A 12,657-nucleotide genomic window follows, 5' to 3' on the forward strand; every position below is an offset into this window, starting at 1 on the left:
TCCATGACATCAAGCAGTGAACACAGCTACTCCGTATGGCCAGGCGAGGCATACCCGCTCGGTTCGAAATACGACGGTGCGGGCACCAACTTCGCACTGTTCTCCGACGTCGCTGAAAGCGTTGAACTCTGCCTCATTGACAACAATGGGCAGGAAACCAGAATCACTCTCGATGAGAAAGACAATAACGTCTGGCACTGCTACATCCCCGGCGTACAGCCAGGTCAGTGCTATGGCTACCGCGTCCACGGTCCCTGGGACCCGGACAACGGCAAGCGTTGCGATCCCACCAAGTTCCTCGTGGATCCCTATGCCCGTGCCTTCACCGGCGAATATGACGGCGATGCCTCCCTGTTCAGCTATGACATCACCGATCCGGAGAACCCCCACGGCCGGAACACCGAGGACAGCATTGAGCACTCGATGAAGTCCGTCGTGGTCAACCCGTTCTTCGACTGGGGCAATGACCGCGCACCGCGCACCCCGTACCACGAGACCGTCATCTATGAAGCTCATGTGAAGGGCATGACGATGACGCACCCGGATATCCCGGAGGAGCTACGCGGCACCTACGCGGGTCTGGCGCATCCCAAGATCATTGAATACCTGCAGGATCTTGGTATCACCGCCATCGAACTGATGCCGGTCCACCAGTTCATGCAGGATGACAGACTGCGCGAACTCGGCCTGAGTAATTACTGGGGTTATAACACCTTCGGCTTCTTCGCTCCCCACAACGAGTATTCGTCCTCCGACCTCCCGGGCAGTGCTGTGGCGGAGTTCAAGGCCATGGTGCGTTCCTTCCATGAGGCCGGCATCGAGGTGATCCTGGATGTGGTGTACAACCACACCGCCGAAGGTAACCACATGGGCCCGACGATCGCGTTCCGTGGCATTGACAATGAGGCCTACTACCGTCTGGTCGATGGCGACAAGCGCCACTACATGGACTACACCGGCACCGGTAACTCCCTCAACGTCCGCGACCCGCACTCACTGCAGCTGCTCATGGACTCCCTGCGTTATTGGGTCTCTGAAATGCACGTTGATGGCTTCCGCTTCGACCTCGCCTCCACCCTGGCACGTGAGCTCCATGATGTTGACCGTCTGGCCACCTTCTTCGACCTGGTGCAGCAGGATCCGGTGGTATCCCAGACGAAGCTGATCGCCGAGCCATGGGACATTGGTGAAGGTGGATACCAGGTGGGTAATTTCCCGCCACTGTGGACTGAATGGAACGGTAAGTACCGCGATACCGTCCGTGATTTCTGGCGTGGTGAGCCTGCCACCCTCGGTGAATTCGCCTCCCGCCTGACCGGTTCCTCCGACCTGTACGCACACAATGGTCGCCGCCCCACCGCATCCATCAACTTCGTCACCGCCCATGATGGCTTCACCCTCAATGACCTGGTCAGTTACAACGAGAAGTACAACATGGCCAATGGTGAAGACAACCGTGATGGTGAATCCCACAACCGTTCCTGGAACTGTGGTGTGGAAGGTCCATCCGATGACCCGGAGATCATGCAGCTGCGTGCGCAGCAGCGACGCAACTTCCTCACCACCTTGTTGCTGTCCCAGGGCACGCCGATGATCTCCCACGGTGATGAGATGGCACGCACCCAGAACGGCAACAACAATGTCTACTGCCAGGACAATGAACTGGCGTGGATCAACTGGGATCAGGCAACTGAGCACGCCGATCTGCTGAGTTTCACCCGCCGACTGCTGCGGATCCGCTCCAACCACCCGGTGTTCCGTCGCCGTCGTTTCCTCGCCGGTGGCCCACTGGGTACAGATGTCCGCGACCGTGACATCGCCTGGTTGGTTCCCGACGGCAAGCTGATGACCCAGGATGACTGGGACTTCGCCTTCGGCAAGTCCCTCATGGTCTTCCTCAACGGTGACGCCATCGTGGAACCGGATGATCGTGGCCAGAAGGTCCGCGATGATTCCTTCATCCTGATGTTCAACGCCCACCACGAGGAGATTGAGTTCACCCTCCCACCTGAGCACTTCGGTATGAAGTGGAAGCTGCTGGTGGATTCCACCGAAGCCATCGGTTACCCCCTGGAGGAACTCACCATTGATGCGGAGGGGACCCTCACCGTGCCTGCGCGTTCCAGCATGCTGCTGCGTCAGATCGAGGCACCGGACTACACCAAGCTGGATGCCCGGATCGCCCGTGAGAAGCAGGAGATCAGTGATGCAGTGAACCGCGAGGCCGCTGAGTCCGATGCAGCCCTGCGTGCCTCCGCTAAGGCAGCCGCCGACGCTGAGGAAGCCGCTGCGAAGAGCCGGGTGGCGCACGCTGAGGAATCAGCTGGAGAAGCAGAGGAGAAGCAGGACACCCATCCTTCTCCGGTCACACCCTCCACGACCGTCTCGCTCGACGCGCCTGCCAAGGTTCGTGAACTCACGGCAGCCAAGGACCAGGGGCCTGACAGTGACACCGAGGCACCTGAGGATGCTGAACCCGACGAGGTGGACGATTCCACCCCGGAGCAGGTTGAGGACCAGGCTGATGAGCCTGCCGAGGAGTCGACGGAGGACACCGACGACACCTCAGGTGAGGAGACCCCCGCGCAGGAGCTGCACCGTAAGCGCCAGACTGCAGCGCAGGATGATGATTATGACTCAGCTGTGGACGAGTACTAAGTAGCGGTCAAGCACATGAGGGGCGCCTGGGGATGACCACCGGGCGCCCCTGATCTGTTTCCACAACCACATTCGCCCTGTAGACCTCATGGATCCGTTGGGCTGTGAGGACATCCGCTGCGGTACCTTCGGCGATCTTCTCACCCGCCGCAATCATCATCACCCGGTCGCCGTATTGCGCGGTGAGGGTCAGATCATGCATGGCTGCGATCACCGTCAACCCACGTCGGGCACGGACGGCGTCGATAAGCTCCAGGGTTTCCTGCGCATGTCCGATGTCGAGCGCCGACGTCGGCTCGTCAAGGAGCAGCACCTCCGGCTCCTGTGCGAGGGCGCGCGCAAGGCTCGCGCGCTGCCGCTCACCCCCGGAAAGCGAAGAAACCAGGCGGTGGGAGTAGCTGGCGAGGTTGAGTTCATCGAGACAACGCTCGACCACCTCAGCATCATGGCGCCCGGGCACACGGTTATGCGGGTGCCTGCCCAGCAGCACATAGTCATGGACATCCAACCCCACCGGAATGGTGGGGTGCTGCGGCATGAGTGCCACGGTGCGCGCCAGGTGCCGCCGTCGGCGTGCCGCCGCCAGCCCGAGGGAGCTGATTTTCGACGAACGGCTCACGTCGATGCCTGCCAGGGTGATCAACCCGGCTTCCACAGGGAGCACCTGCGCCAGGGCATGAAGGAGTGAGGTTTTGCCACAGCCATTCGGGCCGACGATGTTGAGCCATTCACCCTGCACCACCCGGGTGCTGATCCCGGACACCGCCGTCCGACCGACACCCGGGTAGCGGACCACCACCTGTTCACATTCAACAGCGATGACCTTTTCCTCCGGGGGCATCATACTGCGGCCTCCTTGCGGGGTCTGCTGGATCGGCGCAGGATGAACAGGAAGAACGGTGCGCCAACCGCTGCGGTGACCACGCCCACGGGCAGTTCCTGTGGCGCCAGGATGGTGCGACCGATGGTGTCGGCAGTCACCAGGAAAATGGCACCCCACACCAGTGTCAGCGGCAACAGCATGCGATGTCCCGGACCGCAGATGAGACGGATTGCATGTGGCACGATGATGCCCACGAACCCGATGAGTCCGGAGATGGCCACCACAGATGCGGTGCCCAGGGTGGCCACCGCCACCAGTGACAGGCGGACCACGGTGGGATCAATACCCAGGGTGCGGGCCTCCACATCACCGACGGTCATGACATCAAGCACCCGGGCTGAGGCGAGGATCAACGCCGCACAGATCATGGCAGGAAGCGCCACGCTGACCACAGATTCCCAGCGGGAGACGTTCAGGCTGCCCAGCATCCAGACATAGATGCGGGCGACGGTATCAATATTGCGCTGCTGGATGTAGGTCTGGATGGAACTGGCAAAGGCAGCCACCGCCACTCCCGCCAGGATCACCACCGTGGCGGAGGATCCCTGTCCCACTCCCCTGCTCACCATCACGGTGGCGGACACCGCGGTGATACCACCGATGAAGGCCGCCCCGATGATACTGAACCCGCCGGCACTCAGACCCAGAACGGTGCCGCCGACGATGACAACGGTGACCCCCAGACCCGCACCGGCAGATACACCCAAGAGGTAGGGATCGGCGAGTGGATTCCGGAACACCGCCTGGTAGGCGGCACCGGACAGCGCGAGCATGGAACCAACGATCATCGCTGTCACAATGCGGGGCAGACGGATATCAAAAAACACCGCCTGCTCACGGGCGCTGAGGGTTTCCCCACCAATGAGGTGTGCCATCACCTGGGAGGGACTGAGATCAATGACTCCGGAGAACCCTGAATACACCACCACCACGAGCAACACCACAAGTGATGCGGCGGTGGCGATAAACGGGTTGGAGGCCGCTTTCCTGATTTTGTTCACTGTTACCTGGTGTGGCCTGACTCTGATCGGGTGTGGGTGGTGTTAACCGACGGTTGCCGGTGCTTCGCTATTCTCCCAGTTGGGAACGACCTGCTCATTGAGCTCATCGGCGATGGATTCCACCAGCTCAGACACGCGTGGGCCCCAGCGGGAAGCCAGATCATCATCAAGACCGATCACCTGATCATTGACCACGGCATCAATGGTCTCCCAACCGGGGCGGGAGGCGATGACATCGGCGTCCATATCCTCCGCCCTGGTGTTGGCGAGGAAGATGATGTCCGGGTTGGCTGCCACAATGGCCTCGCTGGTCAGCTGCGGGTAATCATCATTATCCGGTGCGATGGAGGTCAGGCCGAACTCGGAGTAGATCTGTCCGATGTAGGTCAGGCCGGAGACGGAGTGATAAGTGCTGCTCAGCTCGTGATAGTAGGTCAGACCCGCGTCCTTGAACTCCTGGGAAACGGAGGCCAGGGCGTCCTCCACATCGCGCTTCATCTCCTCCACCAGTTCATCTGCGGCATCGGCATGACCGCTGGCTTCACCGACAAGCGCGATCTGCTCGTAGGTGTCCTCCAGGTCCACTGAGGCCGGCACGATCAGGACCGGAACCCCAGCCGCAGTGAGCCCTTCGACGATTCCCTCCGCCTTGTTCATGATGAGCACCAGATCTGGATCATGTTCCAGCACGGATTCCACATTGGGAGTGAAACCTGACAGGCCCTCCACCAAGGGTGCGTCCTCCGGATAGTTGGAGTATTCATCCACCGCGACGACCTGGTCGCCGGCACCCACCGCGAACAACATCTCCGTGGTGGTCGGTGAAAGACTGACAATGCGCTCCGGCTGATCCTCGATGGTCACCGGGTCATAGGGATCAAAGGTGATGGTTACCGGGAACCCTTCGGCCACCTCAGCGGATTCAACCGCAGTGGTGGTGCCTGGGGAAGCCGCATCCTCTGTTGTGGAACACCCCACCAAGGCGGTGCCAGCCAAGAGCACGGAGGCAAGGAGAGCAGGCAGCGTGCGACGTCTGGTGCGTAGTCCGGAAACTGAACGTGAGGCCATGTGTGGGAATCCTTCGTATCTCTGAGGTTCGCTGCCCCGATTCAGCAACGATGAAGACCAACATCATCCACACACGGGCTCAAGAGACACGCTGACATGGGAGCGGGGTTCGTGCCGGCCGGCGGGTGGAGGAAGTTTACCTAATACTCTAATCCCTTCAGCCAAGGCAGCATCGTCCGCACCACTTATTGGGGCTGGTTTCAAGAGGTGAGAAATCCACAACGTAACTTAGAACGACGCAATTGAGGGAATGGATCTACAGACAGACAAAATCTCTCCACGCTCCTGGGTGAACTAACACCACGCCACAATGAGCCCTCGAACACCTGTATGGATGATGATATTTCCCTGTGCTTCCATGTCCACCGAGGTTGATAGCGTGAGAATTACCCTTTCCCGCATTGATGAACAGGAGCTCTTATGACACACCCCGGGGTTGATCCCCAGATTCCAACCAGCTTCCCGTCGGCAAGTGAAAACCCGAAGAAGAAAAAGGGCGGCTGTATGAAATGGGCTGGCGGTGTCGTCGCGGTCGGCATTACCATCAGTTTCATCTCCAGTCTCGGAGATTCACCCAGCGAGGAAACACCGGTTCGCGCATCAACAGCTCCAACCACCGTGGCTACCAGTACGTCCACCACTTCGTCCACCGCTGCGATTGTCGCCGCAGCAACTGAAGCCGCTACTGAAGACCCTGTCCGGGAGAGCAACGAAATTCCAACCGAGTTCCGTTCTGCTCTTAACAAGGCTGATTCCTATGCCAATCGGCAGAACATGTCCAAGAGCCGGCTTTATGACCAGCTAACTTCCGAGTATGGAGAGAGGTTCAGTCCGGAGGCTGCACAATATGCAGTGGACAACGTCGAAGCGGATTGGAATGCCAATGCTTTGGCTAAGGCACGCAACTACCAAGACCGCCAAAACATGTCCCCTGATCGCATCCACAGCCAATTGACCTCAGAGTACGGTGAGAAATTCACCGTCGCCGAAGCCGATTACGCACTGGCCAACCTCGGCACCGCTAACACAGCGGAGACTGTTGCTGACGGGGTGTCGACGGAATTCACATCCGCTCTTAACAAGGCTGATTCCTATGCCAATCGGCAGAACATGTCCAAGAGCCGGCTTTATGACCAGCTAACTTCCGAGTATGGAGAGAGGTTCAGTCCGGAGGCTGCACAATATGCAGTGGACAACGTCGAAGCGGATTGGAATGCCAATGCTTTGGCTAAGGCACGCAACTACCAAGACCGCCAAAACATGTCCCCTGATCGCATCCACAGCCAATTGACCTCAGAGTACGGTGAGAAATTCACCGTCGCCGAAGCCGATTACGCACTGGCCAACCTTTGATCAGGTCCGCTTAAAATACCTAAGAAGCCTTAGGATGCCGTGTCCGTGAGGCCATGACCTTATCCATATGAGCCACGGTCCACGCATAGACCCCCTTAACGGGCTCAACGACAGACTCTCCCAATTCGGTGAGTTCATAATCCACCCGTGGCGGAATCTGGTGGTGGGAGGTGCGGGTTACTAATCCATCCTCGACCAGCACGCTGAGTCGTTGGGTGAGGACCTTCGGGGAGATCCCCTCAACCCGGTCTTTGATCTCGCCGTTGCGCAGGGGGCCATCCTCGATGCTGAGGAGGATGAGCATCGCCCACTTATCTCCAATCGTGTCGAAGAGGTCGCGACTGAGGCAGCTTTTATTGAATGGATCCCAGGAAAGACCCGGATCATTGGCTCCGGCTGATGTCCGCAGCTCCGGATCCGCGGATGTCCGGGGCGGGGTGTTCTCCTGCGTGTCATGGGGTGAGGGAACGAGCTGCACAGGTTGACGCGTGCGGGTTTCCGCGGCGGTCACACCCCGGCCTGCCGCGTCAACGCCGACGGTGGCCCGGGGAGTTTCATTGAGAAGCCGCATTGTTCTACTCCTCATTCTCATTCACTCATCCTTCTCTCACGTTCAGGACTGCGGATACTCGCAGATGTCCTGGTGTTCTAGTGTCCTACCCATTGCGTCGCCCGCGGTGAAGGAACTGTTACGTGTTCCCGCCTACCAGTACCGTCCCTGTTTGCTGTGTATTTACTGCCCGTGGTTCTGTGGAGGTATCACCTGTTCGAGCACCCGCGATGGTCCGTGAATGTCATGTCCACCCCGCCTAGTAGGGTGGTGAGCACTGATTCACATCGAAAGGACACCACCTGTGATCGCGGCACATGGCGCAACCATCACTCTGGATGGCTCCACACTCACCATTACCCATTCCCCTCTCCTGACCGCTCTTTCGCGGTCCGGGGAGCATACGCAGACGGTTGATCTCAGCTCAGTGAGCGGGGTTGAGGTGCACCCTCCCGGATCGTTGTCCTGCGGTTCCATTGAGCTCACAGGTCAAGCCGGACCCACGGTGATCACGTTCTCCCCCAACCAGGTGGAGCAGGCGGAGTCCCTGGCTGCAGGTATCAACGCCGTCCTGCGCGGTGAAACCCCGACGCTGACCTCCGGTGGGGGCGGAAACGCCACCGCTGCCGCCACCCCGGTCCCCGGCCTGGACTTCGTCGGTTTTGATGTGGAGACCGCCAATGATGACTGGGGATCCATCTGTCAGATCGGCCTGGTCCGCTACCAGGACGGCGTGGAGACAGAATCGGTGTCCTGGCTGTGCACACCTCCAGAACCCTTCAACTTCTTCCAACCCATCAACATCAGCATCCACGGCATCACCCCTGAGCAGGTCGCGGACCAACCGGGATTTGCCGAGATGCTGCCCAAGATGGTCGATTTCGTGGGGGATCTCCCCCTGGTCGCCCACAATGCACAGTTTGATTTCACCGCACTGTCCCGTGCGTGTGATGCGGCGGGGATCACGGCACCGAACTTCAACTTCGGGTGCTCCCTGGCGTTGTCCCGGTTCTCCAGCATCAAATTTGCCAACCACAAGCTCCCCACCGTGGCCCGGGAACTGGGTGTGGAGCTGAAGAAGCACCACGACGCGGCTGAGGACGCCCGCGCCTGCGCCGGCATCACCATTGAGTTGGCACGGCGTCAGAACTTTGAAGGTGGTTTCATCGACTTCTTCCACAGCCAGGGCTTCACGGTCGGTTCCCTGGATGAGGAGAGGGTCTACCCGATCCTGCGCGACCGGTCAGGTGCAAATGTGGTGGTCCAGCGTCGTCGGTTGGGACTGGATCACCTGGGTTCCGCCGCGGAGGGCCGGGTGCCACCGGCGGCCGGCGGAAGGGCAGCTGGTGGGGCGTCGCAAAGCGTGGAGCCCGATGTGGAGAAGGCTGCGCCGAAGAAGGCGCGGGGTCGGGCACCGTGGGACAAGGTGGCCACCCCGGAGGTCATTCCTGACCCCAACCCCGATGCTGATCCATCTTCGCTGCTCTACGGCCAGCATGTCACCCTGACCGGTGACTTCGAACCCTATGAAAAGGGTGCGCTCTGGCAGCGTATCGCCGATCAGGGCGGGCAGGTGGGAAAGAACGTAACCAAGAAAACCACCATTCTGGTGGCTGGTCCGTGGGCGACCATCACCAGCAAGCAGAAACGCGCCGAAGAATTGCAGGAAAAGGGCCAGGACATTCAGATCTGGGACGACAAGCAGCTGTTCACCGCCCTCGGTTTGGACGATCAACCACCGTTCTAGGAAACACCTCTATGGTGACCAGGTGAATGCATTCATCGCAGGGAGGGAACCGGACGGAGACCCGAGCAGTCCAACCTGATTGACACAACTGATCAATCAGTCGGCTCAGGCCGCAAAGCTAGGGGGACTCCACCGCATGATCACCACCACTCCTTCCCACCACTTGTTATCACTTCATCCGCTGGAGCCCTTCCCGGATCCAGCGGGGCCCGCGTCCATCCACCTTGATGTCTCCATGCTGCAGCCGCGGTTGCATCCCCGGGCCTGGCGGGAACGGATCCGGTTGAGCGATGACGGATTCTGCGACTGCCCTGTCAGTATCAATCTTTCCCGCACCCTGGCCATGGGGCTGGTGGCAGGCTCATCAACGTTGAGCCACCGCGCGCTTGCAGAACTCAGGCTGGGAACCCGGCAGGCCTGGGATCTGGCGGCAGATAATCTCGTCGTGTCGGCCCGTTCCCCGCTCGGGACACGGTTCTACCTCCGCCAGGCAATGGATACCGGGCTGATCTCCGTCCCCGCCGCAATCCAGGTCAAGGTTCCCGGCGCGCCAGTCACCGCGTGGTTAGCCCATCCCCGGACCTTCACCATCCTCAACCGCCATCTTGAGGACCGTCTTGGTTCCGATCTGACCTATCTGGCCCCACAGCCAGACCTGCTCATCGTCCTTCCCGCTGATGACGGAGCAGATCCTGAGCCATCAGCGAAGGAGTTATCAGACACGGTGTCTGGACCGGGCCGATCAGCTGGGGAGCTGATCAGCACGGTGGCCCTGAATTACCGGTTGGGTTTTCCGGCACCCCGGGTGGCCGATATCCGGGTTCCCCAGCCTCAGGTTGCCTGACGCAGTCGGTGGGTTGTCATTAGGATCGGTGAGCGACAGATATCGCGGCATTTATCACAACACTTTTATGCAGTGTGATTACAGGAGGAACTCCCATGGCACGTCCGATCACAGCCACCTACCGGCTTCAGCTCCGAGGACCACAGGCAGACGAATCGGGGCGATCATTCGGTTTCGCCGAGGCCAAGGCACTCCTGCCCTACCTGAAGAAGCTGGGCACCAGCCACCTGTATCTCTCCCCCATCCTGACCTCCATGCCGGATTCCAACCACGGTTATGACGTGATCGACCCCACCACCATCAATGAGGAGCTCGGTGGTATCGAGGGGTTCCGCGCACTGGCGGAGGCGACCCATGAGTACGGGATGGGCATCATCATCGACATTGTGCCGAACCACCTGGGCATTGCGGTTCCCCACCTGAACAAATGGTGGTGGGATGTCCTTAAATTCGGGCAGGAATCCGAGTTTGAGTACTACTTTGATATCGACTGGCATGAAGATAACGGTTCAGGTGGCAAACTCGGTATCCCGATCCTGGGATCCGAAGGGGACACCGACAAGCTCGAGCTGGATGAGTTCAACGATGAAAAGGTTCTCCGCTACTACGAGCACATCTTCCCCATCACTCCCGGCACTGGTAGCGGCACCGCCCAGGAGGTGTATGCACGTCAGCACTACAGTTTGAATTACTGGCGTGACGGTGTGATCAACTACCGCCGTTTCTTCTCTGTGAACACCCTCGCCGGTGTCCGTCAGGAAGATGCCATGGTGTTCGAACACACCCACCGTATCTTGCGTGAACTGGTGGCTGAGGACCTCATTGACGGAGTCCGTGTGGATCATCCGGATGGATTATCGGATCCCTTCGGTTACCTTCACCGCCTGCGTGAAGTGATCGGGAAGGATCGTTGGCTGCTCATTGAGAAGATCCTCGGTGTGGAGGAGCCACTTGATCCGCGTCTGTCCGTGGATGGCACCACCGGTTATGACGCCCTGCGTGAACTCGATGGGGTGTTCATCTCCCGCGAGGAGGAGGATCATTTCTCCATGTTGGCGCTCCAGCGAACCGGATCCACCTGGGATGATGTGGCCCTCCACTCCACCGAGGCCACGCTGAAGCGGGAGATCGCACAGACTGAACTGCATGCGGAGGTCCGTCGACTCGCCCGCGCCATGCGCCGGGACAACTTCTCCACCGCGGGCAGCAATGTCTCCGAGGAGAAGCTCCACGAGACCATCGAGGAGCTCATCGCAGCCATGCCTGTGTACCGCGCGGACTATATCTCCCTGTCACGCACCACAGCTGCCATCATCGCGGATATGTCCAAGCGTTTCCCTTCCCGCCGCAACGCCCTGGATCTCATCGCGGCAGCCCTGCTGGGCAATGGTGAGGCGAAGATACGCTTCGCCCAGGTCTGTGGTGCTGTCATGGCGAAGGGTGTGGAGGACACCACCTTCTACCGCGCGGCCCGTCTGGTGGCTCTGCAGGAGGTGGGTGGCGCACCGGGCCGATTCGGTGTCTCCGCAGCGGAGTTCCACCTGCTGCAGGAGGAGCGCAGCATGCTGTGGCCCCGCGCCATGACCACGCTGTCCACCCACGACACCAAACGTGGTGAGGACGTGCGGGCCCGGATCATTGAGCTCACCGAGAGTCCCTCGGAGTTCTCCGAGCTGGTCAACCGCGTCAGTGCCATCCTGCCGTCACCCGATGGTGCCACCGGTTTCTTCCTGTTCCAGAATCTCCTGGGAGTCTGGCCCGCCGATGGGGTGATCACGGAATCCCTGCGGACCCGTTTCCATGATTACGCTCAGAAGGCGGTTCGGGAAGCCTCAGTGAAAACCACCTGGGTGGATCCGAATGAGAGTTTTGAAATAGCGATATCGGATTGGATCGATGCGCTGTTCGATGGCCCGGCCACCTCCCTGATCACCGAGTTCGTGGTGAAACTGAACAGGGGTGCCATCCAGATCTCCCTGGGCAGGAAGATGCTGCAGTTGGTGGGTTCTGGCATCCCGGATACCTACCAGGGAGCGGAGTTCTTCGAGGACTCACTGGTGGATCCCGACAACCGCCGGTTCGTGGACTACACCGCCCGTTCCCAGGCTCTTGACCAGCTGGAGGACTGGGATTGGTCGGAGGTGTCGCAGCCTGATTTCGGGCACCTGGAGGAGCACCACAACCTGGCCAAGATGGCTGTGGTGAAACACGCTCTGGCCGTGCGCAGTGAGTACCCGGCCTGCTTCGTCGGAGGTGACCACCAGGCGGTGTTCGCAGAGGGTCGTGCGGAGTCCCACATCGTGGGCATTGCCCGCGGAAGTGACCGTCAGCATCTCAGCATCATCGGTTTGGCTGTGCGCAGGCCACTGCTTCTGGTGGAGAAGGGTGGTTGGTTTGATACCACCGTAACGCTGCCCTCCGGGCGTTGGAAAGATCGTCTGACCGGCCGTATCTATACCGGATCAGTAGCGGCGGAAGGGATCTTCGCTGATCTGCCCACCGCGCTTCTAGTGCTCCTGCCAGAGACCGAGGTCTGATCAGCCCCACGCATCG

9 protein-coding genes are annotated in these 12,657 nt (G+C 60.0%); 5 read left to right on the plus strand and 4 right to left on the minus strand.

Features of this window, described 5'->3' with window-relative positions; all coding sequences use genetic code 11:
- The first annotated feature begins 3 nt into the window (after positions 1-3).
- Positions 4-2,658, plus strand: a complete 2,655-nt coding sequence (gene glgX, locus CFAEC_RS09000; protein ID WP_290276142.1) for a glycogen debranching protein GlgX — start codon at positions 4-6, stop codon at positions 2,656-2,658.
- A 7-nt stretch (positions 2,659-2,665) separates the two neighbouring features.
- Here the strand turns inward: glgX and CFAEC_RS09005 are convergent, their stop codons facing one another.
- From CFAEC_RS09005 to CFAEC_RS09015, 3 genes are all read right to left on the minus strand, one after another.
- A complete protein-coding gene (locus CFAEC_RS09005) occupies positions 2,666-3,502 on the minus strand; it encodes an ABC transporter ATP-binding protein (RefSeq protein WP_290276143.1) in 837 nt (278 codons plus the stop codon).
- Positions 3,499-4,506 carry a FecCD family ABC transporter permease gene (locus CFAEC_RS09010; RefSeq protein WP_290279855.1) on the minus strand — a complete coding sequence of 336 codons (1,008 nt, stop codon included), beginning with the start codon at positions 4,504-4,506 and terminating at the stop codon, positions 3,499-3,501. The genes CFAEC_RS09005 and CFAEC_RS09010 overlap by 4 nt, the downstream gene beginning before the upstream one ends.
- Before the next feature lie 78 nt (positions 4,507-4,584).
- Positions 4,585-5,610 (minus strand): ABC transporter substrate-binding protein, encoded by a 1,026-nt coding sequence (locus CFAEC_RS09015; RefSeq protein WP_290276145.1) that lies wholly within the window; start codon positions 5,608-5,610, stop codon positions 4,585-4,587.
- A 504-nt stretch (positions 5,611-6,114) separates the two neighbouring features.
- On the opposite strand from CFAEC_RS09015, the gene CFAEC_RS09020 reads away from it, so the two are divergent.
- Complete coding sequence (locus CFAEC_RS09020; RefSeq protein ID WP_290276147.1) at positions 6,115-6,963, plus strand: Ltp family lipoprotein; 849 nt, start codon at positions 6,115-6,117, stop codon at positions 6,961-6,963.
- A 19-nt stretch (positions 6,964-6,982) separates the two neighbouring features.
- Here CFAEC_RS09020 and CFAEC_RS09025 read toward each other — a convergent pair whose 3' ends face one another.
- Positions 6,983-7,534: a winged helix-turn-helix transcriptional regulator gene (locus tag CFAEC_RS09025; protein ID WP_290276150.1), complete on the minus strand. Its 552-nt coding sequence runs from the start codon at positions 7,532-7,534 to the stop codon at positions 6,983-6,985.
- Between the two features lie 283 nt (positions 7,535-7,817).
- Between CFAEC_RS09025 and CFAEC_RS09030 the strand changes: the two genes are divergently transcribed.
- The 3 genes from CFAEC_RS09030 to treY all read left to right on the plus strand — a co-directional run bounded on the left by CFAEC_RS09030 (position 7,818) and on the right by treY (position 12,641).
- On the plus strand, positions 7,818-9,260 hold the full coding sequence (locus CFAEC_RS09030; RefSeq protein ID WP_290276151.1) for a 3'-5' exonuclease: 1,443 nt from the start codon (positions 7,818-7,820) through the stop codon (positions 9,258-9,260).
- A gap of 136 nt (positions 9,261-9,396) precedes the next feature.
- Positions 9,397-10,104, plus strand: coding sequence for a hypothetical protein (locus CFAEC_RS09035; RefSeq protein WP_290276154.1), 708 nt, complete (start codon positions 9,397-9,399; stop codon positions 10,102-10,104).
- 95 nt (positions 10,105-10,199) lie between these two features.
- Complete coding sequence (gene treY, locus CFAEC_RS09040) at positions 10,200-12,641, plus strand: malto-oligosyltrehalose synthase (RefSeq protein ID WP_290276156.1); 2,442 nt, start codon at positions 10,200-10,202, stop codon at positions 12,639-12,641.
- Positions 12,642-12,657: the final 16 nt, after the last annotated feature.

It is taken from the genome of Corynebacterium faecale (assembly GCF_030408735.1).
GTDB lineage: Bacteria > Actinomycetota > Actinomycetes > Mycobacteriales > Mycobacteriaceae > Corynebacterium > Corynebacterium faecale.